This is a genomic window from Streptomyces cinereoruber (assembly GCF_009299385.1).
Lineage (GTDB): Bacteria > Actinomycetota > Actinomycetes > Streptomycetales > Streptomycetaceae > Streptomyces > Streptomyces bikiniensis.
The window spans coordinates 4,521,088-4,546,171 of the sequence record NZ_CP023693.1; the positions used below are offsets into that span (position 1 = coordinate 4,521,088).

General features: G+C 69.0%; 21 protein-coding genes and 4 tRNA genes. 19 read left to right on the forward strand and 6 right to left on the reverse strand.

The window, feature by feature from the left end; genetic code table 11:
* Positions 1-95 precede the first annotated feature (95 nt).
* Complete coding sequence (locus tag CP977_RS20445; protein WP_062752813.1) at positions 96-587, reverse strand: YajQ family cyclic di-GMP-binding protein; 492 nt, start codon at positions 585-587, stop codon at positions 96-98.
* Positions 588-760: 173 nt separating this feature from the next.
* Between CP977_RS20445 and CP977_RS20450 the strand changes: the two genes are divergently transcribed.
* Both CP977_RS20450 and CP977_RS34170 read left to right on the forward strand, forming a co-directional pair.
* A tRNA-Tyr gene (locus CP977_RS20450) sits at positions 761-842 on the forward strand.
* Between the two features lie 93 nt (positions 843-935).
* The gene (locus CP977_RS34170; RefSeq protein WP_158708643.1) at positions 936-1,103 is read left to right on the forward strand and encodes a hypothetical protein; all 168 of its coding nucleotides are present in this window, start codon (positions 936-938) and stop codon (positions 1,101-1,103) included.
* Positions 1,104-1,128: 25 nt separating this feature from the next.
* Here CP977_RS34170 and CP977_RS20455 read toward each other — a convergent pair whose 3' ends face one another.
* Positions 1,129-1,785: an SDR family oxidoreductase gene (locus CP977_RS20455; RefSeq protein WP_062752811.1), complete on the reverse strand. Its 657-nt coding sequence runs from the start codon at positions 1,783-1,785 to the stop codon at positions 1,129-1,131.
* Positions 1,786-1,787: 2 nt separating this feature from the next.
* Positions 1,788-3,086, reverse strand: a complete 1,299-nt coding sequence (locus CP977_RS20460; protein ID WP_109185159.1) for an amidohydrolase family protein — start codon at positions 3,084-3,086, stop codon at positions 1,788-1,790.
* A gap of 207 nt (positions 3,087-3,293) precedes the next feature.
* Between CP977_RS20460 and CP977_RS20465 the strand changes: the two genes are divergently transcribed.
* The 6 genes from CP977_RS20465 to CP977_RS20490 all read left to right on the forward strand — a co-directional run bounded on the left by CP977_RS20465 (position 3,294) and on the right by CP977_RS20490 (position 5,825).
* A tRNA-Thr gene (locus tag CP977_RS20465) sits at positions 3,294-3,366 on the forward strand.
* Positions 3,367-3,409: 43 nt separating this feature from the next.
* Positions 3,410-3,482: transfer RNA gene (locus tag CP977_RS20470), tRNA-Met, on the forward strand.
* Between the two features lie 89 nt (positions 3,483-3,571).
* Complete coding sequence (rpmG, locus tag CP977_RS20475) at positions 3,572-3,736, forward strand: 50S ribosomal protein L33 (RefSeq protein WP_003956487.1); 165 nt, start codon at positions 3,572-3,574, stop codon at positions 3,734-3,736.
* 83 nt (positions 3,737-3,819) lie between these two features.
* Positions 3,820-4,272, forward strand: coding sequence for a MaoC family dehydratase N-terminal domain-containing protein (locus CP977_RS20480; RefSeq protein ID WP_062752807.1), 453 nt, complete (start codon positions 3,820-3,822; stop codon positions 4,270-4,272).
* A 2-nt stretch (positions 4,273-4,274) separates the two neighbouring features.
* The gene (locus CP977_RS20485) at positions 4,275-4,703 is read left to right on the forward strand and encodes a MaoC family dehydratase (protein WP_109185160.1); all 429 of its coding nucleotides are present in this window, start codon (positions 4,275-4,277) and stop codon (positions 4,701-4,703) included.
* A gap of 63 nt (positions 4,704-4,766) precedes the next feature.
* Positions 4,767-5,825, forward strand: coding sequence for a UDP-N-acetylmuramate dehydrogenase (locus CP977_RS20490; protein WP_152370627.1), 1,059 nt, complete (start codon positions 4,767-4,769; stop codon positions 5,823-5,825).
* Here the strand turns inward: CP977_RS20490 and CP977_RS20495 are convergent.
* Both CP977_RS20495 and CP977_RS20500 read right to left on the reverse strand, forming a co-directional pair.
* The gene (locus CP977_RS20495; RefSeq protein ID WP_062752801.1) at positions 5,822-6,865 is read right to left on the reverse strand and encodes an adenosine deaminase; all 1,044 of its coding nucleotides are present in this window, start codon (positions 6,863-6,865) and stop codon (positions 5,822-5,824) included. The two genes, CP977_RS20490 and CP977_RS20495, sit on opposite strands and share 4 nt — an antisense overlap.
* A gap of 116 nt (positions 6,866-6,981) precedes the next feature.
* Positions 6,982-8,208, reverse strand: a complete 1,227-nt coding sequence (locus tag CP977_RS20500) for a pyridoxal phosphate-dependent aminotransferase (RefSeq protein ID WP_152370628.1) — start codon at positions 8,206-8,208, stop codon at positions 6,982-6,984.
* A 203-nt stretch (positions 8,209-8,411) separates the two neighbouring features.
* Between CP977_RS20500 and CP977_RS20505 the strand changes: the two genes are divergently transcribed.
* The 10 genes from CP977_RS20505 (at position 8,412) to CP977_RS20555 (ending at position 21,569) form a co-directional block, all read left to right on the forward strand.
* Positions 8,412-8,484 (forward strand) — tRNA-Trp (locus tag CP977_RS20505).
* Between the two features lie 103 nt (positions 8,485-8,587).
* Complete coding sequence (secE, locus tag CP977_RS20510) at positions 8,588-8,875, forward strand: preprotein translocase subunit SecE (RefSeq protein ID WP_062752799.1); 288 nt, start codon at positions 8,588-8,590, stop codon at positions 8,873-8,875.
* Positions 8,876-8,919: 44 nt separating this feature from the next.
* A complete protein-coding gene (gene nusG, locus CP977_RS20515) occupies positions 8,920-9,756 on the forward strand; it encodes a transcription termination/antitermination protein NusG (protein WP_152370629.1) in 837 nt (278 codons plus the stop codon).
* A 158-nt stretch (positions 9,757-9,914) separates the two neighbouring features.
* Positions 9,915-10,349 (forward strand): 50S ribosomal protein L11, encoded by a 435-nt coding sequence (gene rplK / locus CP977_RS20520; protein WP_030208950.1) that lies wholly within the window; start codon positions 9,915-9,917, stop codon positions 10,347-10,349.
* A 79-nt stretch (positions 10,350-10,428) separates the two neighbouring features.
* Positions 10,429-11,157: a 50S ribosomal protein L1 gene (gene rplA, locus CP977_RS20525; RefSeq protein WP_015035537.1), complete on the forward strand. Its 729-nt coding sequence runs from the start codon at positions 10,429-10,431 to the stop codon at positions 11,155-11,157.
* Positions 11,158-11,283: 126 nt separating this feature from the next.
* Complete coding sequence (locus tag CP977_RS20530; RefSeq protein WP_152370630.1) at positions 11,284-12,258, forward strand: SCO4651 family lipoprotein; 975 nt, start codon at positions 11,284-11,286, stop codon at positions 12,256-12,258.
* Between the two features lie 249 nt (positions 12,259-12,507).
* Positions 12,508-13,038 carry a 50S ribosomal protein L10 gene (rplJ, locus tag CP977_RS20535; RefSeq protein WP_062752794.1) on the forward strand — a complete coding sequence of 177 codons (531 nt, stop codon included), beginning with the start codon at positions 12,508-12,510 and terminating at the stop codon, positions 13,036-13,038.
* Positions 13,039-13,151: 113 nt separating this feature from the next.
* Complete coding sequence (rplL, locus tag CP977_RS20540) at positions 13,152-13,538, forward strand: 50S ribosomal protein L7/L12 (RefSeq protein ID WP_062752792.1); 387 nt, start codon at positions 13,152-13,154, stop codon at positions 13,536-13,538.
* A gap of 548 nt (positions 13,539-14,086) precedes the next feature.
* On the forward strand, positions 14,087-17,569 hold the full coding sequence (gene rpoB / locus CP977_RS20550) for a DNA-directed RNA polymerase subunit beta (protein WP_062752790.1): 3,483 nt from the start codon (positions 14,087-14,089) through the stop codon (positions 17,567-17,569).
* Between the two features lie 100 nt (positions 17,570-17,669).
* The gene (locus tag CP977_RS20555; RefSeq protein WP_109185162.1) at positions 17,670-21,569 is read left to right on the forward strand and encodes a DNA-directed RNA polymerase subunit beta'; all 3,900 of its coding nucleotides are present in this window, start codon (positions 17,670-17,672) and stop codon (positions 21,567-21,569) included.
* Between the two features lie 446 nt (positions 21,570-22,015).
* On the opposite strand, the gene CP977_RS20560 is transcribed toward CP977_RS20555, so the two are convergent.
* On the reverse strand, positions 22,016-23,965 hold the full coding sequence (locus tag CP977_RS20560) for an Lsr2 family DNA-binding protein (protein WP_167308904.1): 1,950 nt from the start codon (positions 23,963-23,965) through the stop codon (positions 22,016-22,018).
* A 746-nt stretch (positions 23,966-24,711) separates the two neighbouring features.
* On the opposite strand from CP977_RS20560, the gene rpsL reads away from it, so the two are divergent.
* Positions 24,712-25,083 carry a 30S ribosomal protein S12 gene (rpsL, locus tag CP977_RS20565; protein WP_003948652.1) on the forward strand — a complete coding sequence of 124 codons (372 nt, stop codon included), beginning with the start codon at positions 24,712-24,714 and terminating at the stop codon, positions 25,081-25,083.
* Position 25,084: the final 1 nt, after the last annotated feature.

The window sequence follows — 25,084 nt, forward strand, 5'->3', positions numbered from 1 at the left end:
ACTGCTTCCTCTCCCGCACGGTCCTTCCACGACCCAGTGTGCGGGCCCGCCGACCCAGAGGCTGGCGGGATTCGGACACGACCTTCGGCGTGGGACTAGCGGTAGTTCACGAACTGGATCGCGAAGTCGAAGTCCTTGCCCTTGAGGAGCGCCTGGACGGCCTGGAGGTCGTCCCGGCTCTTCGAGCTGACCCGCAGCTCGTCGCCCTGCACCTGGGCCTTGACGCCCTTGGGGCCCTCGTCGCGGATGGTCTTCGCGACCTTCTTGGCGTTCTCCTGGGAGATGCCCTCGGTGACCGAGGCGAAGAGCTTGTACTCCTTGCCGGAGAGCTGCGGCTCGCCCTCGACGTCCAGCGACTTCAGCGAGATCCCGCGCTTGATCAGCTTGGACTGGAAGATGTCGAGGATCGCGTTGACCCGCTCCTCGCCGTTCGCCTGCATGAGGATCTTCTCGCCCGACCAGGAGATCGAGGCGTTGGTCCCCTTGAAGTCGTAGCGCTGCGAGATCTCCTTGACGGCCTGGTTGAGGGCGTTGTCGACCTCCTGCCGATCGACCTTGGAGACGATGTCGAAACTGGAGTCGGCCATGGCTCGTGGCTCCTTGCTCGGGTGCTGTGGATACAGCGCAAAGCCTAGGGGGCGAGCCACGGCCCAAACCGCTGATCAATCCGGTGGCGGACCACCCCCGGGGATCAGGTATTGTTTACGTCGTTGCCACGGAGCACCGCCGGAAGGCGGATCTGCAAGGCAGCAAATCCCATGGCGGTGTGCCCGAGTGGCCAATGGGAGCGGACTGTAAATCCGTCGGCTTAGCCTACCCAGGTTCGAATCCTGGCGCCGCCACGCGATGAAGAAGGTCCCCGGTACTCGTACCGGGGACCTTCTCTCGTTGTGCGGGCTCCCGTCGTACGGGGCGGGCCGCTAGGGTCCCGGTCCATGGGGGCGATCGAGATCGAAGTGGGGCCGCTGGCGTGCAAGTGGTGCAAGCGGCCGGTTCCGCAGCGCCGGTGGTGGCGGAGGCGGCGGTACTGCAACGGTTGGCACCGGGTGAAGAAGTGGGTGGCCCGGATCTTCGAGTTCGTCGGGGAGGTCCTCTCCTCCTGACCTCCCCGGGGACGCCCCCGCCGGGTCAGTTTCCGGCCACCGCCTTCACCGCCACCGAGAGCGGCGTCGAGCCCGAGGTCAGCTCCAGGGTGAGGCCGGCCGTCGCCGGGGTCTCCAGGAGTTCCGCGACGACCGCCGCCACGTCGTCGCGGGGGACCGGGCCCCGGCCCGTGCGGGCCTCCAGGCGGACCAGGCCCGTGCCCGCGTCGTTCGTGAGGGAGCCCGGGCGCAGGATCGTCCAGTCCAGGGCCGTACGCGAGCGGATCTCGTCGTCGGCCGCGCCCTTGGCCCGCAGGTAGGTGTCGAAGACCTCCTCGCCCGGGTGGGCCGCGTCCGCGCCCATCGAGGAGACGACCACGTACCGCCGCACCCCCGCCCGTTCCGCCGCGTCCGCGAGGAGCACCGCGGCCCTCCGGTCCACCGTGTCCTTGCGGTCCGCGCCGCTGCCCGGGCCCGCGCCCGCGGCGAAGACCACCGCGTCGGCGCCCCGCAGGGCGTCGGCGACCATGTGGGACGACGCCGTCTCCAGGTCCAGGACGACGGGTTCGGCACCCGCCTCCCTCAGGTCCGCCGCCTGCTCCGGCCGGCGGATGAGCCCCACCGGCTCGTGCCCGCCCGCCGAGAGCAGCCTCTCCAGGCGCAGGGCGATCTGTCCGTGTCCTCCAGCGATGACGATGCGCATACTCACGACCGTACGACGGGACCGGCCTGCGGGCCCCCCGGCTCGGGCGGCCGCTTCGTCCGCGCCTGCCGCGGCAGGTCGAGCGCCGCCGCCGAGTCGCAGTACTCCCGCACCGCGCTCGTCCGCGCCACCACCCGCCCCCGGTGCACCACGATCCGGCTGTACGCCAGGGACAGCACGCCCGCCAGCCGCTCGCCCCGCACCGCCAGGAGCTCCGCCGGGAAGCCCGCCTCCACCCGCACCTCCGGAAGCCCGAGGACCGCCCGCGCCTCCGCGCTCACCGCCCCGTACGCCTCCTCCGGCGCGAGCCCGCCCTGCGACGCCAGCAGGTACGCCGCCTCCAGCGGGTCCCCGCGCCCCACCGGGTTCGCCGCGTCCCGCAGCGCCCCGCTCCCGGCCGCCACCCGCACCCCCGCCGCCCGCAGCAGCCCCACCGGCGCCACGCCCCGCGACCCCGCCTCCCCGCACCCGCCCTGCGGCAGGCACACCACCGCCACGCCCGCCGCCGCCAGCCGCTCCGCCGCCCGCCCCGCCACCTCGGACGGAAGCCGGGCGAGCCCCGCGCACGGCCCGATCGTCACCCCGGCCCCCAGCTCCCCGGCCATCGCCGCCAACCGCGCCAGCCACACCGGGTCGTCCCCCTCCGTGTGCAGGTCAGCCGGTACGCCGTGCTCCGCCGCCACCGTCAGCACCGTCTCCAGGTGCCCGGCCGGGTCGGGGTCCCCGTCCGGGCGGCCGCCGGCCACGACCCCGCCCCTCCGCACCGCGTCCCGCAGCAGCGCCCGCTCCTCCGCGCCCGCCACCCCCGTGAGGAGCCGGGGCACGGCCACGGGCGTCAGCTCGCCGAGGCCGTGCAGCGAACGCCGGGTCCGGAGCACCGCGTCCAGCGACGTCAGACCCCGGCCGGCCGCGATCCGCACGTGCGCGCGCAGCGCGGTCGCGCCGTGCCCGAGCTGGAGCAGCGCCGCCTCCGTGGCCCGCCGTTGTACTTCCTCTCCGTCGCACGGGACGTCGTACGGCGCGGGGCCGGGGGAGTCGGCGGAGAGCGCGGTGTCGGCGTGCGCGTGCGGCTCGGCGGGCGCGGGCAGCAGCAGATGACCGGTGAGGTCCACCCGGGCGCCCCCGGCCACGGGCCCGAGGCTGCCCGCCGTGCCGACGGCCTCGATCCGGTCGCCCACGAGCCGTACGTCCACGGCCCGCCCGTCGGCGAGCCGCGCGTGCGAGAGCAGGAGCGAGGTCGCGCCGGCGCCGGTCGCGGCCCCGTCCTCGGGCGGTTGGGGCTGCTTCCTGTCGGCTGACATCCGGCTCCTCGGGCCTCCTCGGCATCGGGTACCACCCGGCGTGCGCCCGAGCCTAGGGGCGCCCGCGGTGACCTGCGGGGAAGGGCGCGGCGGGCGTACCGATGAGCGCACGTGTGGCGTACGTGACGCCTGGTGGAAGGGGCCGGACCGGCTCCGGGAAACGGATTTGGGAGATGGGCCGGAGACCGTGTAATGTCTTCCTCGCTCGCCCCAATAGCTCAGTCGGTAGAGCGTCTCCATGGTAAGGAGAAGGTCTACGGTTCGATTCCGTATTGGGGCTCTGGTGAGAAGGACCCGCCTTCGGGCGGGATCCGGATCATCAAAGCGGTGTAGCTCAGTCGGTAGAGCAAGCGGCTCATAATCGCTGTGTCACCGGTTCAAGTCCGGTCACCGCTACACACGGTAGCCGATTGCGGGGTCGGTCCTTCGATCGGCTACCCTTTTATGCGTTCATCCGTCCAACCGTCCGTCCAAGGAGCACTCACGTGGCTGCCACCGACGTCCGCCCGAAGATCACGCTGGCCTGCGTGGAGTGCAAGGAGCGGAACTACATCACCAAGAAGAACCGGCGTAACAACCCGGACCGTCTTGAGATGAAGAAGCACTGCCCTCGCTGCAACTCGCACACCGCGCACCGCGAGACGCGTTAATCAGGCTCGTACACGAGGCCGTCCCCTTTCCGGGGGCGGCCTCGTGTCGTTTGTCGGCAACAGATCCAGGAGGTATCGAGTCCATGGCGCTCGACCAGTCCTTCGTGGGCCGGACCTATCCGCCCACCCCGCCCTACGAGGTCGGCCGCGAGAAGATCCGCGAATTCGCCGAGGCGATCGGGGACGCCAACCCCGCGTACACCGACGCCGAGGCGGCCAAGGCGCTCGGCCACCCCGACGTGATCGCCCCGCCCACCTTCGTGTTCGCCATCACGTTCAAGGCGGCCGGACAGGTCGTCGAGGACCCGCAGCTCGGCCTCGACTACAGCCGGGTCGTCCACGGCGACCAGAAGTTCGTCTACGCCCGCCCCGTACGCGCCGGCGACCGCCTCTCGGTCACCTCCACCATCGAGGCGATCAAGTCCCTCGCGGGCAACGACATCCTGGACATCCGCGGCGAGGTCCACGACGAGACCGGCGAGCACGTCGTCACCGCCTGGACCAAGCTCGTCTCCCGAGCGCCCGAGGAGGCCTGACCATGACCGCGAAGATCGCCTACGACGAGGTCGAGGTCGGCACCGAGCTGCCCGCGCAGACCTTCCCCGTGACCCGCGCCACCCTCGTCCGGTACGCCGGGGCCTCCGGGGACTTCAACCCCATCCACTGGAACGAGAAGTTCGCGGTCGAGGTCGGCCTGCCCGACGTCATCGCCCACGGCATGTTCACCATGGCCGAGGCGATCCGCGTCGTCACCGACTGGGCCGGCGACCCCGCCGCCGTAGTCGAGTACGGCGTCCGCTTCACCAAGCCCGTCGTCGTCCCCAACGACGACACCGGCGCCCTGATCGAGGTCGCCGCCAAGGTCGCGGCCAAGCTGGACGACGGCCTGGTACGCGTGGACCTCACGGCGACCAGCGGGGGTCAGAAGGTCCTGGGGATGAGCCGGGCCGTGGTGCGGCTCGCCTGATCGAGTCGTTTTGGTTCGCCCGTGGATGGACGGTTCGTCCACGGGTGAACGTAACCTTGGCCCGTGCAGCTCCTCAACGACGCCCCCCTCGCCCCCCTCACCACCTTCCGCCTCGGCGGCCCCGCCTCCCGGCTCGTCACCGCCACCACCGACGACGAGGTGATCGCGGCCGTCCGCGAGGCCGACGACGCCGGGACGCCGCTGCTGATCATCGGCGGCGGGTCCAACCTGGTCATCGGGGACAAGGGCTTCGACGGCACCGCGCTGCGGATCGCCACCACCGGCTTCTCCCTCGACGGGACCCGCCTGGAGCTGGCCGCCGGAGAGGTCTGGACGGACGCCGTCGCGCGGACCGTCGAGGCCGGGCTCGCCGGGATCGAGTGCCTGGCCGGGATCCCCGGCTCGGCCGGGGCCACCCCGATCCAGAACGTCGGCGCGTACGGACAGGACGTCTCCGCCACCGTCACCGAGGTCGTCGCGTACGACCGGACCACGCGCGAGACGGTCACGCTCACCAACGCCGAGTGCGCCTTCTCGTACCGGCACAGCCGCTTCAAGGAGCACCCCGAGCGGTACGTCGTGCTGCGCGTCCGCTTCGCGCTGGAGGACGCCGACGGGCTCTCCGCGCCCATCAAGTACGCCGAGACCGCCCGCGCCCTCGGCGTCGAGGCCGGCGACCGCGTCCCGCTCGCCGCCGCCCGCGAGACCGTCCTGAAGCTGCGCGCCGGGAAGGGCATGGTCCTGGACCCGGAGGACCACGACACCTGGTCGGCCGGCTCCTTCTTCACCAACCCGATCCTCACGGCGGAGCAGTACGAGGCCTTCCTCGCGCGCGTGGCCGAGCGCCTCGGCCCCGACGTCGTCCCGCCCGCCTTCCCCGCCGGGGAGGAGGGCGCGGTGAAGACCTCGGCGGCCTGGCTGATCGACCGGGCCGGGTTCACCAAGGGGTACGGCTCCGGGCCCGCCCGGATCTCCACCAAGCACACCCTCGCGCTCACCAACCGGGGCGAGGCGACCACCGAGGACCTGCTCGCCCTCGCCCGCGAGGTCGTCGCCGGGGTCGGGGACGCCTTCGGCATCATCCTCGTCAACGAGCCCGTCACGGTGGGCGTCGAGCTCTAGGACAGGCCCCGGGCGGGATCGGCGCCGATCCAGTCGTCGATCCCCGCCAGCAGCTTCTCCCGTACGCCCTCCGGCGCCGCCGAGCCCCGTACCGACTGCCGGGCCAGCTCCGCCAGTTCCGCGTCCGTGAAGCCGTGGTGCCGGCGGGCGATCTCGTACTGGGCCGCCAGGCGGGAGCCGAAGAGCAGCGGGTCGTCCGCGCCGAGCGCCATCGGCACCCCCGCGTCGAAGAGGGTCCGCAGCGGTACGTCCTCGTGCCGCTCGTACACCCCGAGGGCCACGTTCGACGCGGGGCAGACCTCGCAGGTCACCCCGCGCTCGGCGAGCCTGCGCAGCAGCCGCGGGTCCTCCGCCGCCCGCACCCCGTGGCCGATCCGCGCCGCCCGCAGGTCGTCCAGGCAGTCCCGTACGGACGCCGGGCCCGTCAGCTCGCCGCCGTGCGGGGCCGCGAGCAGGCCGCCGTCCCGGGCGATCGAGAACGCCCGGTCGAAGTCCCGGGCCATGCCCCGGCGCTCGTCGTTGGAGAGCCCGAAGCCCACCACGCCCCGGTCCGCGAACCGCACCGCGAGCCGGGCCAGGGTGCGCGCCTCCAGGGGGTGCTTCATCCGGTTCGCCGCCACCAGGACCCGCATCCCGAGCCCGGTGTCCCGGGACGCCGACTCGACCGCGTCCAGGATGATCTCCAGGGCCGGGATGAGCCCGCCGAGGTGCGGGGCGTACGAGGTGGGATCGACCTGGATCTCCAGCCACCCCGAGCCGTCCCTGACGTCCTCCTCGGCCGCCTCCCGGACGAGCCGCCGGATGTCCTCCGGGGCGCGCAGGCAGGAGCGGGCGATGTCGTAGAGGCGCTGGAAGCGGAACCAGCCGCGTTCGTCGGTCGCCCGCAGCTTCGGGGGCGTACCGCTGCTCAGCGCTTCGGGGAGGTGCACGCCGTACTTGTCGGCCAGCTCGATCAGCGTCGTGGGCCGCATCGAGCCGGTGAAGTGCAGGTGCAGATGGGCCTTGGGCAACAGGGTGAGGTCGCGGGAATCGTGCTCCATCGACCGATCCTGCCGCACCCGGACGGGCGAAGACAGCCCCTTTCCCCGATCGGGGCCCTCCCGAACGCAGAAACGGGCCCCGGTTCCTCGGAACCGGGGCCCGTGCACGGCTGCGATCAGTCCGTCGCCTCCGCGAGGAGCTTCTGGATCCGGGACACGCCCTCCACCAGGTCCTCGTCGCCGAGCGCGTACGACAGGCGCAGGTAGCCGGGGGTGCCGAAGGCCTCGCCCGGGACGACCGCGACCTCGACCTCGTCCAGGATCAGGGCGGCCAGCTCGACCGAGCTCTGCGGGCGCTTGCCGCGGATCTCCTTGCCGAGGAGGCCCTTCACCGAGGGGTACACGTAGAACGCGCCCTCCGGGGTCGGGCAGACGACGCCGTCGATCTCGTTCAGCATCCGCACGATCGTCTGGCGGCGCCGGTCGAAGGCGGTGCGCATCTCCGCGACCGCGTCCAGGTCCCCGGAGACGGCGGCGAGCGCGGCGACCTGCGCGACGTTGCTCACGTTGGACGTGGCGTGCGACTGGAGGTTCGTGGCGGCCTTCACGACGTCCTTCGGGCCGACGATCCACCCGACGCGCCAGCCCGTCATCGCGTACGTCTTCGCCACGCCGTTGACCACGATGCACTTGTCGCGCAGCTCGGGCACGAGGGCCGGCAGCGAGGTGAACTTCGCGTCGCCGTAGACCAGGTGCTCGTAGATCTCGTCCGTCAGGACCCACAGGCCGTGCTCGACGGCCCAGCGGCCGATCGCCTCGGCGTCGGCCTCGCTGTAGACGGCGCCGGTCGGGTTCGAGGGGGAGACGAAGAGGACGACCTTGGTCTTCTCCGTGCGGGCCGCCTCCAGCTGCTCCACCGAGACCCGGTAGCCGGTCGTCTCGTCGGCCACGACCTCCACCGGCACGCCGCCCGCGAGACGGATCGACTCGGGGTACGTCGTCCAGTACGGCGCCGGGACGATGACCTTGTCGCCCGGGTCGAGGATCGCGGCGAAGGCCTCGTAGATCGCCTGCTTGCCGCCGTTGGTCACCAGGATCTGGGACGGGTCGACCTCGTAGCCGGAGTCGCGCAGCGTCTTGGCGGCGATGGCGGACTTCAGCTCGGGCAGGCCGCCGGCCGGGGTGTAGCGGTGGTACTTGGGGTTCTTGCAGGCCTCCACGGCCGCCTCGACGATGTAGTCGGGGGTCGGGAAGTCGGGCTCGCCCGCGCCGAAACCGATCACCGGGCGGCCGGCGGCCTTGAGGGCCTTGGCCTTGGCGTCTACGGCGAGGGTGGCGGACTCGGAGATCGCACCGATCCGGGCGGAGACCCGACGCTCGGTGGGAGGGGTAGCAGCGCTCATGCGGCCATCGTCCCAGACCGTCTCGGCGGCGGGCACACAGGTTTCACGGAGCGGACAGGAACGGTCATTCCCGGTCGTACGCGCGCCCGTCGGCAGGCGGGCGCCGTTTCTGTTCGACGTAGGGGCCCATGACCACGTATGCTCACTCCTCGTTGGTCCGCACCGGCCGCGTCTCGCGATGCGGTAGGTTGGGTAACTGACAAAGGGTCGTAGCTCAATTGGTAGAGCACCGGTCTCCAAAACCGGCGGTTGGGGGTTCAAGTCCCTCCGGCCCTGCTACACACACCGCCAGGTGTTGTGCGCATGTACGTACTTCATTGCACCGCCGTGCGGCTCCACCCGGGCGCGGCACGGCCGACCCGGAATCAGGTGAGACATCGTGACGGACGCCGTAGGCTCCATCGACACGCCTGATGCCGACGACGAGACGGCAGAGTCGAAGAAGAAGTCCCGCAAGGGCGGGAAGCGCGGGAAGAAGGGCCCTCTGGGCCGCCTCGCACTCTTCTACCGCCAGATCGTCGCCGAGCTCCGCAAGGTCGTCTGGCCCACGCGCAGTCAGCTGTCGACGTACACCACTGTGGTGATCATCTTCGTTGTCATCATGATCGGCCTCGTCACCGTGATTGACTATGGCTTCCAGGAAGCAGTCAAGTACGTCTTCGGCTGACTTTTTGTTCCACCCCATCTGTATCGCAGGAAGAAGCAGCCACCGTGTCTGACGCGAACCTGAACGACGCCTTCGAGTCCGAGCCCGTCGAGGACGAGCTGGACATCGTCGAGGCCGCCGACGAGGACCGGGCCGACGCTGCTGACGACGCTGCGGACGAGGCCGCCACCGACGAGACCGTTGAGGACGAGCTCGCCGAGGACGAGGCCGACGCCGACGAGGTCGAGGAAGAGACCGAGGAGGAGGCCGAGGAGGCCGCTCCGGTCGACCCGGTCGCCGCGCTCCGCGAGGAGCTGCGCACCCTTCCCGGCGAGTGGTACGTCATCCACACCTACGCGGGCTACGAGAAGCGCGTGAAGGCCAACCTGGAGCAGCGCGCCGTCTCGCTCAACGTCGAGGACTTCATCTACCAGGCCGAGGTCCCCGAGGAAGAGATCGTCCAGATCAAGGGCGGCGAGCGGAAGAACGTCAAGCAGAACAAGCTCCCCGGCTACGTGCTCGTCCGCATGGACCTCACCAACGAGTCCTGGGGCGTCGTCCGCAACACCCCCGGCGTCACCGGCTTCGTGGGCAACGCCTACGACCCGTACCCGCTGACCCTGGACGAGATCGTCAAGATGCTCGCCCCGGAGGCCGAGGAGAAGGCCGCACGCGAGGCCGCCGAGGCCGAGGGCAAGCCGGCTCCGGCCCGCAAGCTGGAGGTCCAGGTCCTGGACTTCGAGGTCGGCGACTCGGTCACCGTCACCGACGGCCCCTTCGCCACCCTCCAGGCCACGATCAACGAGATCAACGCCGACTCGAAGAAGGTCAAGGGCCTCGTCGAGATCTTCGGCCGCGAGACCCCGGTCGAGCTCAGCTTCGACCAGATCCAGAAGAACTGATCCCACGGTTTTCCGACCAGGTCAGAGCGGCTGTCGCAGCCGCTCTGACCTGCTCGGTTTTCAGCCGCACCTGTATACCCGTTATCGTGGTGCGGTATGCCTCCATCCGGATGTCCGGATGGCGGGCTGAACACTCTCACTAGGACCCGGAGAGAGCAATGCCTCCCAAGAAGAAGAAGGTCACGGGGCTTATCAAGCTCCAGATCAACGCCGGTGCGGCCAACCCGGCCCCGCCGGTCGGCCCCGCGCTGGGTCAGCACGGCGTCAACATCATGGAATTCTGCAAGGCCTACAACGCCGCGACCGAGTCGCAGCGTGGCATGGTCGTGCCGGTGGAGATCACGGTCTACGAGGACCGTTCCTTCACCTTCATCACCAAGACCCCGCCGGCCGCGAAGCTGATCCTCAAGGCCGCTGGTGTGGACAAGGGCTCCGGCGAGCCCCACAAGACCAAGGTCGCCAAGCTCACGGCCGCCCAGGTCCGCGAGATCGCCTCGGTCAAGCTCCCCGACCTGAACGCCAACGACCTCGACGCCGCGTCGAAGATCATCGCCGGCACCGCCCGCTCCATGGGCATCACGGTCGAGGGCTGATCACCCCCCTTGTGATCCAGTGGTAGGACCAAGCGCTGGTCCGCACCACGACTCCACACCTGAACCAACAGGAGAAGAAGTGAAGCGCAGCAAGGCTCTCCGCGGCGCGGACGCCAAGGTCGACCGCGAGCGGAACTACGCTCCCCTCGAGGCCGTCCGTCTCGCCAAGGACACCGCCACCACGAAGTTCGACGGCACCGTCGAGGTCGCCTTCCGCCTGGGTGTCGACCCGCGCAAGGCCGACCAGATGGTCCGTGGCACCGTGAACCTCCCGCACGGCACCGGTAAGACCGCCCGGGTCCTGGTCTTCGCGACCGGTGACCGTGCCGAGGCCGCGATCGCCGCCGGCGCCGACATCGTCGGCTCCGACGAGCTCATCGACGAGATCTCCAAGGGCAACCGCCTGAACGAGTTCGACGCCGTGGTGGCCACCCCGGACCTCATGGGCAAGGTCGGCCGCCTCGGCCGCGTCCTCGGCCCGCGTGGTCTCATGCCGAACCCCAAGGTCGGCACCGTCACCCCCGATGTCGCCAAGGCTGTCAACGACATCAAGGGCGGCAAGATCGAGTTCCGCGTCGACAAGCACTCGAACCTGCACTTCATCATCGGCAAGGTCTCCTTCGACGAGACGAAGCTGGTCGAGAACTACGCCGCGGCCCTGGAGGAGATCCTCCGTCTGAAGCCGTCCGCCGCCAAGGGCCGCTACATCAAGAAGGCGACCCTGACGACGACGATGGGCCCCGGCATCCCGCTGGACTCCAACCGCACCCGCAACCTCCTCGTCGAGGAGGACCCGGCCGCGGTCTGAGCCCCATCGGCTCGCTGAAGTGGTCAGCCGGCCCCGCATCTCTCCGGAGGTGCGGGGCCGGCTCTTTGTTACGGTCCAGAAGATCGTGAAGAAGTGAAGAACGTGAACGACCAGGGGTGGGGAACCATGAGCAAGTCCGCATGGAAGCGCGCGGGCGTCGTCCTGACGGCCGCCGCCGTCGTGACGGGCCTCGCGGGCTGTCAGGACGACGGCGGGGGCGGGGGGAAGAAGAAGGCGGCGGCTCCGGCCCCCGCCGCGCCGCGGACGCAGACCCTCGGCGAGGCCACGAAGGTCATCCGGGCCGCGTACACGAAGACCGCCGGGGCCAAGTCCGCCAAGGTGAGGATGAGCATGAGCGTGACCGGTCTCGGGGCGGAGTCCGGCACCGCCGAGATGACCGGCGTCCAGGGCTGGAACCCCGCGGTGATGGACATCACCATGAAGGGCTCCCTGTTCACCGCGGGCGACCCGGAGGCCCCCGAGCAGACCCGCATGATCGTCCTCGGCGACGTCACGTACCTGGACATGGGCACCGAGAAGGCCGCCGAGCGGGACGGCAAGCGCTGGATGAAGCTGGACATGAAGGCCGCCGCCGAGGCCTCCGACGACCCGACGGCGAAGCACCGGATGACCGGCGGCCTGGGGAACATGAACCAGGACCCGGCACAGCAGCTCGCCCTGCTGCTCGACTCCCCGGACCTCAAGCACGTGGGGGCCGAGAAGATCAACGGCATGGAGACGCAGCACTACAAGGGCACGCTCAGCTTCGAGCAGATGCTCAAGGCCAACAAGACGTCCGAGGTCCTCCCCGAGAAGGAGTACGACGCCCTCATCGCCGCCGTGAAGCTGGCCGGGCTCAAGGGCTACGACACCGAGGTCTGGGTCGACGAGGACGGCTACCCGGCCCGCATGGACGTCGACATGAACATGGGCATCGGCTCGATGGAGCTCCGCGCCGACTACAGCGACTACGGCGCCGCGACCACCGTCAAGGCCCCGCCCGCCGAGGACACCTTCGACCTCCTCGGGATGCTGGAGGAGCTGGAAGGACTGGAGGGGCTGGAGGGCTTGGAGGGCCTGGAGGAGCCGACGGAGGGCTGATTTGCCCCTGGCCGACCCGGTCACGTACTCTTCCACAGAAGCCAAAGACCGCTGGTCGTCTCTGTGCCCGCTCGGGCGCGGTGGCCGAAGGATTCGCTGAGAGATGCGAACGACCCGCGCAGGTGACTGTGGAGAGTTCCCGATTCCTCGTGAAACGGTCGAGCTGTGCCCCGTGCGCCTGCGCCCGGGGCGTTTTTGTTGTTCAGCCCCTTCCGAGCGGTCCCATCACCCGGAAGGAGGCCGACGCTTATGGCAAGGCCCGACAAGGCTGCCTCGGTGGCCGAGCTGGAGGACCAGTTCCGCAGCTCGAACGCCGCTGTGCTGACCGAGTACCGGGGTCTCACCGTCGCGCAGCTCAAGACGCTGCGTCGTTCGCTCGGTGAGAACGCCCAGTACGCCGTGGTGAAGAACACGCTGACCAAGATTGCGGCCAACCAGGCCGGGATCACCGCGCTGGACGAGCACTTCGCTGGTCCGACCGCGGTCGCCTTCGTCACCGGTGACCCGGTGGAGTCGGCGAAGGCCCTGCGTGACTTCGCCAAGGAGAACCCGAACCTCATCATCAAGGGCGGTGTCCTTGACGGTAAGGCACTCTCCGCCGATGAGATCAAGAAGCTCGCGGACCTCGAGTCCCGCGAGGTTCTGCTCAGCAAGCTGGCCGGCGCGTTCAAGGGCAAGCAGTCCCAGGCTGCCTCGCTCTTCCAGGCGCTGCCGTCGAAGTTCGTCCGCACCGCGGAGGCGCTTCGCGTCAAGCTCGCCGAGCAGGGCGGTGCCGAGTAACTCGGCTCGCGCATTGACCGGCTCCCGCTAGGGGGACGGTCGCAGCGGGCCGACAGTACGCCCGCCTCTACATACATCCGGCACCTGCCGAATTAGTGGAAGGATCGCCCATCATGGCGAAGCTCTCTCAGGACGACCTCCTCGCCCAGTTCGAGGAGATGACCCTCATCGAGCTCTCCGAGTTCGTGAAGGCCTTCGAGGAGAAGTTCGACGTCACCGCCGCCGCGGCCGTCGCCGCCGTCGCCCCGGCCGGTGCCGGTGGTGGCGAGGCCGCCGCCGCCGAGGAGCAGGACGAGTTCGACGTCATCCTCGAGGGTGCCGGCGACAAGAAGATCCAGGTCATCAAGGTCGTGCGCGAGCTCACCTCCCTGGGCCTCAAGGAGGCCAAGGACCTCGTCGACGGCACCCCGAAGCCGGTCCTCGAGAAGGTCGCGAAGGAGGCCGCTGACAAGGCCGCCGAGGCCCTCAAGGCCGCCGGTGCCTCCGTCACGGTCAAGTAAGGCCGTTTCGGTTCGCTGAGCCGACTCTCGCCCCCGTGTAACGCGGGAGCCCCGAAGGGCGATCATCCACATGGGTGGTCGCCTTTCGGCGTTCCCGGGTACGGGCGTGGCGGGCGTCCGGAGGGGCGCCGGAAGCGGAGTATGGTGATCTTCGCCGTGCGCCCCGCGGGACGGGGCCCCTTGACGAACCGCACGCAGCGCGCAATTCTCAGGACGCGTCGTCACAACGATCCGTATCCGAGGCATGGATCGACGGCGGAACGGGCAGTATCGAGGTGCGCCGCACGGCGCGAGGTAGCGCGGAGTTGAGAGCAACGAGGGTCGCGAAGAACTCGCCCTGGACATCAGTGAGCCAAGTGGCTACACTGACCCTTTGCGCTGCCTGTTAGCTGCCTCCTGCCCGTCACCAGGGGCATACCTTCGCATCCGCTTCATCGGCCGACCCCTTCTGACCTGGCCTTTCGGTCATCTCAGGAAACGTCTGCCCTGGAGCTCTGCTGGGGACCGGTACGCGCGTAGTGAGTCCGAGCCCTCGGAAGGACCCCCTCTTGGCCGCCTCGCGCAACGCCTCGACCAATACGAACAACGGCGCAAGCACCGCCCCGCTGCGCATCTCCTTTGCAAAGATCAAGGAGCCCCTCGAGGTTCCGAACCTCCTCGCGCTGCAGACCGAGAGCTTTGACTGGCTGCTCGGCAACGCCGCCTGGAAGGCTCGCGTCGAGGCTGCCCTTGAGTCGGGACAGGACGTCCCCACGAAGTCCGGTCTGGAGGAGATCTTCGAGGAGATCTCCCCGATCGAGGACTTCTCCGGGTCGATGTCGCTGACCTTCCGCGACCACCGCTTCGAGCCGCCGAAGAACTCGATCGACGAGTGCAAGGACCGTGACTTCACGTACGGCGCCCCGCTCTTCGTCACCGCCGAGTTCACCAACAACGAGACCGGCGAGATCAAGTCCCAGACGGTCTTCATGGGCGACTTCCCGCTCATGACCAACAAGGGCACCTTCGTCATCAACGGCACCGAGCGTGTCGTGGTGTCGCAGCTGGTCCGCTCCCCGGGCGTCTACTTCGACTCGTCGATCGACAAGACCTCCGACAAGGACATCTTCTCCGCCAAGATCATCCCGTCCCGGGGTGCCTGGCTGGAGATGGAGATCGACAAGCGCGACCTGGTCGGCGTCCGCATCGACCGCAAGCGCAAGCAGTCCGTCACCGTCCTCCTGAAGGCCCTCGGCTGGACCACCGAGCAGATCCTCCAGGAGTTCGGCGAGTACGAGTCCATGCGCGCCACCCTGGAGAAGGACCACACCCAGGGCCAGGACGACGCGCTGCTCGACATCTACCGCAAGCTCCGTCCGGGCGAGCCGCCGACCCGTGAGGCCGCTCAGACGCTGCTCGAGAACCTCTACTTCAACCCGAAGCGCTACGACCTCGCGAAGGTCGGCCGCTACAAGGTGAACAAGAAGCTCGGCGCGGACGAGCCGCTGGACGCCGGCGTCCTCACCACGGATGACATCATCGCCACGATCAAGTACCTCGTGAAGCTCCACGCGGGCGAGACCGAGACGATCGGCGAGAACGGCAACGAGATCGTCGTCGAGACCGACGACATCGACCACTTCGGCAACCGCCGCCTGCGCAACGTCGGCGAGCTGATCCAGAACCAGGTCCGTACGGGTCTCGCCCGTATGGAGCGCGTCGTGCGCGAGCGCATGACCACCCAGGACGTCGAGGCGATCACGCCGCAGACCCTGATCAACATCCGGCCGGTCGTCGCCTCCATCAAGGAGTTCTTCGGCACCAGCCAGCTGTCGCAGTTCATGGACCAGAACAACCCGCTGTCGGGTCTGACGCACAAGCGTCGTCTCTCGGCGCTGGGTCCCGGCGGTCTGTCCCGTGAGCGGGCCGGCTTCGAGGTCCGAGACGTGCACCCGTCCCACTACGGACGCATGTGCCCGATCGAGACCCCCGAAGGCCCGAACATCGGTCTGATCGGTTCGCTCGCCTCGTACGGCCGCGTCAACGCGTTCGGCTTCATCGAGACGCCGTACCGCAAGGTCGTCGACGGCCAGGTCACCGACGAGGTCGACTACGTCACCGCCGACGAGGAGGACCGCTTCGTCATCGCGCAGGCCAACGCCGCGCTCGACGACGAGCTGCGCTTCTCCGAGAACCGCGTCCTGGTCCGCAAGCGCGGCGGCGAGGTCGACTACGTCGAGCCGTCGGACGTGGACTACATGGACGTCTCGCCGCGCCAGATGGTGTCGGTCGCGACCGCCATGATCCCCTTCCTGGAGCACGACGACGCCAACCGTGCCCTCATGGGCGCGAACATGATGCGTCAGGCGGTGCCCCTGATTAAGTCGGAGGCCCCGCTCGTCGGCACCGGCATGGAGTACCGCTGCGCCACCGACGCCGGCGACGTGCTCAAGGCCGAGAAGGACGGTGTCGTCCAGGAGCTGTCGGCCGACTACATCACGGTCGCCAACGACGACGGCACGTACATCACGTACCGCCTGCACAAGTTCTCCCGCTCGAACCAGGGCACCTCGGTGAACCAGAAGGTCGTCGTGGACGAGGGCGACCGCGTCATCGAGGGCCAGGTCCTCGCCGACGGTCCCGCCACCGAAGACGGCGAGATGGCGCTCGGCAAGAACCTGCTCGTGGCGTTCATGCCGTGGGAGGGCCACAACTACGAGGACGCGATCATCCTGTCGCAGCGCCTCGTGCAGGACGACGTCCTCTCCTCGATCCACATCGAGGAGCACGAGGTCGACGCCCGTGACACCAAGCTGGGCCCCGAGGAGATCACCCGGGACATCCCGAACGTCTCCGAGGAGGTCCTCGCCGACCTCGACGAGCGCGGCATCATCCGCATCGGTGCCGAGGTCGTCGCCGGCGACATCCTGGTCGGCAAGGTCACGCCCAAGGGCGAGACCGAGCTGACCCCGGAGGAGCGCCTGCTCCGCGCGATCTTCGGCGAGAAGGCCCGCGAGGTCCGCGACACCTCCCTGAAGGTGCCCCACGGCGAGATCGGCAAGATCATCGGCGTGCGCGTCTTCGACCGCGAGGAGGGCGACGAGCTTCCCCCGGGCGTGAACCAGCTGGTCCGCGTCTACGTCGCCCAGAAGCGCAAGATCACCGACGGTGACAAGCTCGCCGGCCGTCACGGCAACAAGGGCGTCATCTCGAAGATCCTGCCGATCGAGGACATGCCGTTCCTGGAGGACGGCACCCCGGTCGACATCATCCTCAACCCGCTCGGCGTCCCGTCCCGAATGAACCCGGGACAGGTCCTGGAGATCCACCTCGGCTGGCTCGCCAGCCGCGGCTGGGACGTCTCCGGCCTCGCGGACGAGTGGGCGCAGCGCCTCCAGGCCATCGGCGCCGACCAGGTCGCCCCCGGCACCAACGTCGCGACCCCGGTCTTCGACGGTGCGCGCGAGGACGAGCTCGCGGGCCTGCTCAACCACACCATCCCGAACCGCGACGGCGAGCGCATGGTGCTCCCGACCGGCAAGGCGAGGCTGTTCGACGGCCGCTCCGGCGAGCCGTTCCCGGACCCGATCTCCGTCGGGTACATGTACATCCTCAAGCTCCACCACCTGGTCGACGACAAGCTCCACGCGCGTTCGACCGGCCCGTACTCGATGATCACCCAGCAGCCGCTGGGTGGTAAGGCCCAGTTCGGTGGCCAGCGCTTCGGTGAGATGGAGGTGTGGGCGCTGGAGGCATACGGCGCCGCGTACGCCCTCCAGGAGCTGCTGACGATCAAGTCCGACGACGTGACCGGCCGCGTGAAGGTCTACGAGGCCATCGTCAAGGGCGAGAACATCCCTGAGCCCGGCATCCCCGAGTCCTTCAAGGTGCTCATCAAGGAGATGCAGTCCCTGTGCCTCAACGTGGAGGTGCTGTCCTCGGACGGCATGTCCATCGAGATGCGCGACACCGACGAGGACGTCTTCCGCGCAGCGGAGGAGCTCGGCATCGACCTGTCCCGGCGCGAGCCGAGCAGCGTCGAAGAGGTCTGACGGGAGTCCGGCCGGGGGGACCCTTCACGGTCCCCCCGCCGGCCCCAGGACCCCCGTATCAGACCCACAGCCTTACAACCCTGAGAGGGATTGACGCATAGTGCTCGACGTCAACTTCTTCGACGAGCTCCGGATCGGTCTGGCCACCGCTGACGACATCCGTCAGTGGAGCCACGGCGAGGTCAAGAAGCCGGAGACCATCAACTACCGCACGCTCAAGCCCGAGAAGGACGGACTCTTCTGCGAGAAGATCTTCGGTCCGACCCGGGACTGGGAGTGCTACTGCGGCAAGTACAAGCGCGTCCGCTTCAAGGGCATCATCTGCGAGCGGTGTGGCGTCGAGGTCACCCGCGCCAAGGTGCGCCGCGAGCGGATGGGCCACATCGAGCTCGCCGCCCCCGTCACCCACATCTGGTACTTCAAGGGCGTCCCGTCGCGCCTCGGGTACCTGCTCGACCTCGCCCCGAAGGACCTGGAGAAGGTCATCTACTTCGCGGCGTACATGATCACGTACGTCGACGACGAGCGCCGTACGCGTGACCTGCCCTCCCTGGAGGCGCACGTCTCCGTCGAGCGCCAGCAGATCGAGAACCGTCGCGACTCCGACCTGGAGGCCCGCGCCAAGAAGCTCGAGAACGACCTCGCCGAGCTGGAGGCCGAGGGCGCCAAGGCCGACGTGCGCCGCAAGGTGCGCGAGGGTGCCGAGCGCGAGATGAAGCAGCTGCGCGACCGCGCGCAGCGCGAGATCGACCGTCTGGACGAGGTCTGGTCGCGCTTCAAGAACCTCAAGGTCCAGGACCTGGAGGGCGACGAGCTCCTCTACCGCGAGCTGCGTGACCGCTTCGGCACGTACTTCGACGGCTCGATGGGTGCCGCGGCGCTGCAGAAGCGCCTGGAGTCCTTCGACCTGGAGGAGGAGGCCGAGCGCCTCCGCGAGATCATCCGCACCGGCAAGGGCCAGAAGAAGACCCGTGCGCTCAAGCGCCTCAAGGTCGTCTCCGCGTTCCTGCAGACCGCGAACAGCCCCAAGGGCATGGTTCTCGACTGCGTGCCGGTCATCCCGCCGGACCTGCGTCCGATGGTGCAGCTGGACGGTGGCCGCTTCGCGACCTCCGACCTGAACGACCTGTACCGCCGCGTGATCAACCGCAACAACCGCCTGAAGCGGCTTCTCGACCTCGGCGCGCCCGAGATCATCGTGAACAACGAGAAGCGCATGCTCCAGGAGGCCGTGGACGCGCTCTTCGACAACGGCCGTCGTGGTCGCCCGGTGACGGGCCCCGGCAACCGTCCGCTGAAGTCGCTGTCCGACATGCTCAAGGGCAAGCAGGGTCGTTTCCGTCAGAACCTGCTCGGCAAGCGAGTCGACTACTCGGCCCGTTCCGTCATCGTCGTCGGCCCGCAGCTCAAGCTGCACCAGTGCGGTCTGCCGAAGGCCATGGCCCTGGAGCTCTTCAAGCCGTTCGTGATGAAGCGCCTGGTGGACCTGAACCACGCGCAGAACATCAAGTCGGCCAAGCGCATGGTCGAGCGCGGCCGCACGGTCGTGTACGACGTCCTCGAAGAGGTCATCGCCGAGCACCCGGTCCTGCTGAACCGTGCGCCCACGCTGCACCGCCTCGGCATCCAGGCCTTCGAGCCGCAGCTGGTCGAGGGCAAGGCCATCCAGATCCACCCGCTCGTCTGCACCGCGTTCAACGCGGACTTCGACGGTGACCAGATGGCCGTCCACCTGCCGCTCTCCGCGGAGGCGCAGGCAGAGGCCCGCATCCTGATGCTGTCCTCGAACAACATCCTCAAGCCGGCCGACGGCCGCCCGGTCACGATGCCGACCCAGGACATGGTCCTCGGTCTGTTCTTCCTGACCACCGACGGCGACCTCCGTGACACCAAGGGCGAGGGCCGCGCGTTCGGCTCCACGGCCGAGGCGATCATGGCGTTCGACGCCGGTGAGCTCGCGCTGCAGTCGCCGATCGACATCCGCTTCCCGGTGGGCACCATCCCGCCGCGCGGCTGGACCCCGCCGGCGCGCGAGGAGGGCGAGCCCGAGTGGCAGCAGGGGGACTCGTTCCGCCTGCGCACCACCCTGGGCCGCGCGCTCTTCAACGAGCTGCTGCCCGAGGACTACCCGTTCGTCGACTACTCGGTGGGCAAGAAGCAGCTCTCCGAGATCGTCAACGACCTGGCCGAGCGCTACCCCAAGGTCATCGTGGCGGCGACGCTCGACAACCTGAAGGCGTCGGGCTTCTACTGGGCGACCCGCTCCGGCGTCACCGTGGCCATCTCCGACGTCGTCGTCCCCGAGGCGAAGAAGGAGATCGTCGCCGGGTACGAGGCGCAGGACGAGAAGGTCCAGAAGCAGTACGAGCGCGGTCTGATCACCAAGGAAGAGCGCACGCAGGAGCTCATCGCGATCTGGACCAAGGCGACCAACGAGGTCGCCGAGGCGATGAACGCGAACTTCCCCAAGACCAACCCCATCTTCATGATGGTCGACTCGGGTGCCCGAGGAAACATGATGCAGATGCGGCAGATCGCGGGTATGCGCGGTCTGGTGTCGAACGCGAAGAACGAGACCATCCCGCGTCCCATCAAGGCGTCCTTCCGCGAGGGCCTCTCCGTCCTCGAGTACTTCATCTCGACGCACGGTGCCCGTAAGGGTCTCGCCGACACCGCCCTGCGTACCGCCGACTCGGGTTACCTGACCCGTCGTCTGGTGGACGTCTCGCAGGACGTCATCATCCGCGAGGAGGACTGCGGCACCGAGCGCGGTCTGAAGCTGCGGATCGCGGCGAAGGACGAGACGGGTGTCCTGCGCAAGACCGAGGACGTCGAGACCTCCGTGTACGCGCGGATGCTCGCCGAGGACGTCGTCGTGGACGGCAAGGTCATCGCGCCGGCCAACGTCGACCTGGGCGACGTGCTCATCGACGCCCTGGTCAACGCGGGCGTCGAGGAGGTCAAGACCCGTTCGGTCCTGACCTGTGAGTCCGCCGTCGGCACCTGTGCGTTCTGCTACGGCCGTTCGCTCGCCACCGGCAAGCTGGTCGACATCGGCGAGGCGGTCGGCATCATCGCCGCCCAGTCCATCGGTGAGCCCGGTACCCAGCTGACGATGCGTACCTTCCACACCGGTGGTGTGGCCGGTGACGACATCACCCAGGGTCTGCCCCGTGTCGTCGAGCTCTTCGAGGCCCGGCAGCCGAAGGGTGTCGCACCGATCTCGGAGGCGGCCGGCCGCGTCCGCATCGAGGAGACCGAGAAGACCAAGAAGATCGTCGTCACCCCGGACGACGGCAGCGACGAGACGGCGTTCCCGATCTCGAAGCGCGCCCGTCTGCTCGTGGGCGAGGGCGACCACGTCGAGGTGGGCCAGAAGCTCACCGTGGGTGCCACCAACCCGCACGACGTGCTCCGGATCCTCGGTCAGCGCGCGGTCCAGGTCCACCTGGTCGGCGAGGTCCAGAAGGTCTACAACTCGCAGGGCGTGTCGATCCACGACAAGCACATCGAGATCATCATCCGGCAGATGCTGCGCCGCGTGACGATCATCGAGTCCGGCGACGCGGAGCTGCTGCCGGGCGAGCTGGTCGAGCGGTCGAAGTTCGAGACCGAGAACCGTCGTGTGGTCACCGAGGGCGGTCACCCCGCCTCCGGCCGTCCGCAGCTGATGGGCATCACCAAGGCCTCGCTGGCGACGGAGTCCTGGCTGTCGGCCGCCTCCTTCCAGGAGACGACCCGAGTGCTGACGGACGCGGCGATCAACGCCAAGTCCGACAGCCTCATCGGCCTCAAGGAGAACGTCATCATCGGTAAGCTCATCCCGGCCGGTACGGGTCTGTCCCGCTACCGCAACATCCGGGTCGAGCCGACCGAGGAGGCCAAGGCCGCGATGTACTCGGCCGTCGGCTACGACGACATCGACTACTCGCCGTTCGGCTCGGGCTCCGGCCAGGCCGTGCCGCTGGAGGACTACGACTACGGTCCGTACAACCAGTAGGCGGGTCGCTTGACGCCCGAGGGCGGTCATCCCGATCACGGGGTGGCCGCCCTCGGCGGTTTCCGGCCGCTTCGGCAGGTCGGAGCCCCGCGCCCTCGGAGCCCGCGTCCACGGCTCCTGCACGGCCGCGGCGGCATGGCCGGCAAGCGGTACCTGCTCGGCCTCACCGTCGACCGGCCCGAGGACCTGAACCGCCTGCCCGAAGCCGCGTCGTAAGCGGTCGAGCCCACCGGGGCCCGACTTCACAGGACTGCGCTTCCTGCCGCACGAGGAGCTTGCCGGCCTTGCGTACGGCTGCGAACCGACCGCCGGCGACCTCGCCTTCGCGCGCCGCTTCGTCGACTGCCACACCCTCGATCACGGCGTCCAGCACGTCGACGCCCGTCCCACCCCCGACGGCGGGCTGCTCCTTGCCGAACTGGAGGGCCCCGACCCGCACTTCTCCCTCATTCAAGGTCACGGGCTCGCAGATAGTCCGTGACCAGGCGCTCCGGCAACCTGCCCCGCTCGTTGACGGCACGCCCCCGGGCCTTGGCCCATGCCCGGACCGCAGACGCCTGGATGTTGCTGGAGGCCTGCTGCTGGTGGGGCACGGAGGTCTGCCCCGACGGCACGGGGCCCGGCCGCTCCGGGGGAGCGAGCGTCCCCTCCGGGCCGTGGTCTCCGGGCGGCCCCTCCTCGCCGGCCGACTCGATGGCGGTGGCCAGCGCGCGCAGACGGGCGGCGATCAGCGAGGGCGGCGCCGTGATGACATGACCGCCGCCTCGTCGTTCCACTCCGGAGAGGAACGGGGTCTCCAGGAAGGCGAGGGCGGCCCCGGTCTCGTCCGGGTCCAGAGGTGTTCCCAGAGTCTTCCTGGTCTCCCGCCAGATGTCGTTGATGCCCAGCGCGCCGGTGGTGTGCCTGACCTCGACGGGATCGTTCCCGCTCTTCCACAGCGTGTGCACCACCAGGCCCAGGGTCTCCTGCCTCCGCTCCGCCGCCCTCCAGGTGCGTTCCAGCGCGTCCGCTTCTCCCCGGATGACGAGTGCGGCGAGCTCGCGCGGCGCGAGCGGCGTACGGGCGTGCCGCACGAGGGCGTCGGCGAGCTCGCGCGCGGTGAGCAGGGCCACTTTCTCGCTCGCGGCCTCCTGCACGAGCCTGGCGTCGAACCCAGGGCCGACCAGCACGGTCCCCTGCGCCGTGTGGCGGGTGCGGTGCTCACCCAGTCTCCGGAACCTGACGTCCTGATCGGTCACAAGTCCGGCGCCGTCGGTCTTGGCCTCCACGGCGATCCGGTACCTCTCGGTCGGCGATCGCCACAGCTCGACGACCGCATCCGTCCTCTTGGGCCCGCTGTGGGTCTCGACATCGACGCCGAGGACACGAAAGGCAGCCGCGACGGCTCGTTCGAAGCGTCGGTAGTCGGAGCTGTCGACGGCTGCCCGGACGACCTCGGCGGCCAGCGATCCGACGTTGTGCGCGGGGTCCCCACCGGCCGCGGCAGGTGCCGGCGTTCCGGGGACTCCCGGGGTGGCCGCGGCGTCGACGTGTGCCACCGGGCCGGGGTTCGTCGGCCTGAGCAGTGGCAACGTGCGGACCAGCGCGGCACCCAACTCCGTTCGCCGGACGGTGAGGCCGATCCGCTCGGCCAGGCCGGTCTCGAGGAACAGGGCGACGCGGCGCGTGACGTCCTGGTGTGTGAGCGGGATGTCGGGATACCGCTCCGCCAGGACGAGGGCGAGCGCGGACGAGGGCGCGCTGTTCTCCAGCGCGTCGAGCGTTTCCCCCAGCAGGGCGACGTGGAGGTGCAGCAGACGGACAAGATCCACGGGCTCGTCGGACTCCAGGCAGCTGGTCGCGTACTCCGTGGCGGCGAACGTGTCGGTGCCCACCTGGGTCAGGAGGCCGAGCGAGCGCAGCGTGCTCAGTGTCTGCTCCGCGGAGGATTCCAGGACGCCGAATTCCTCGACGCAGAATGCCTTGAAGTCGGCTCGGGTGATGTCCGGCACCGCCGCGTTGACGAGGCGGGCCAGCACGTCCATCCGCACACCCCCTGCGATGTAGCCCAGCAGGCGCTTTCTCGAGCGCAGCGCGGCCTGGTCCATGCCGCTCAGGGCCGGGGCCAGCGAGGCCGGGAGCGGGGGGAGTTCCACGAGCTCCGGCGCGGGAGGGCGCCGGTGCGGGAGCCGGTCCCGATCGGCGGTCTCCAAGCGCTCCAGGAACTCCCGTCCGCGTTCCGTCGCGACGATCCTGCCGTTGGTCCAGTACTCGACGAGTCCGGCCGCGCGCAGCCAGTACACGCGTCGGCGGACTTGGTCGAGGGAGTTCCACGACAGGCCGTATTCCGTCCCCGCGACCTTGTTCAGCTCGGTGTGGTTGATGCCGTCTCCCACCTCGGCGAGTGCCTCCCCCATGAACCTGACGTTCGCGTGGAGAACGGCGATGAGATGGAGCTCGTCCCCGGAATCGAGGAAGTGCCGGGCCGCACGCGTGAGTGTCGGACGGGGAGGGCGGCCTTCTCGTGTCAGCAGTCCGCAGGATCCGAGTGCGTGCGCCGCGTTCCGCAGCGGGACCGACCTCTCGGAGCCGGGCCAGGTGAACGGACGGTCGATCGTTCCGTCTTCCAGGATGCTCAGCAGGAGGGCGCGGAGGTTCCCGATGATCTCCTGAGGGGTGCCGGGAACGTAGGGCGAGGCACTGGCTCGCGTCAGCCATGGGAGCGGTGTCGGGAACCCTGTAGCTGCTCGCTGCTCTGATGAATCCATGACTCCTCTTCGTGATGGACGGGATTCGAGAGGCGATGATCCCCGACTGCGTCACGTTTTGGAGTGCATGGATTGCTCTGGGTGACCGAGTTCAGTCTTTCGGGGCCGTTGAGCCTTCGGGTTCCGTGTGGTTGCTGCCGACCGGGGGCGGGAGCGCGTGGGCATTTGTTTTGACCGGAGTCCGTGCGATAGGTACGCTCAGACCTTGTGCCTGGGGTGTGCCCGGGCTTGTGCGCGTGTCTACAGCCGCTGTACGAGTCCGAGACCGGCCACCGTGATCCGCGCCGTTCTTTCCGCTTCCGGCGGGGGTCCGCAGGATTCGACACACCCGACCGCGTGGGTCGGTGAATGTTCCAGGTTAGTTTTACCGACGGCACACAGAAACCGGAGAAGTAGTGCCTACGATCCAGCAGCTGGTCCGCAAGGGCCGGCAGGACAAGGTCGAGAAGAACAAGACGCCCGCACTCGAGGGTTCCCCTCAGCGTCGCGGCGTCTGCACGCGTGTGTTCACGACCACCCCGAAGAAGCCGAACTCGGCCCTCCGCAAGGTCGCGCGTGTGCGTCTGACCTCGGGCATCGAGGTCACGGCCTACATCCCGGGTGAGGGTCACAACCTGCAGGAGCACTCCATCGTGCTCGTGCGCGGTGGCCGTGTGAAGGACCTGCCGGGTGTTCGCTACAAGATCATCCGCGGTTCCCTCGACACGCAGGGCGTCAAGAACCGTAAGCAGGCTCGCAGCCGCTACGGCGCCAAGAAGGAGAAGTAAG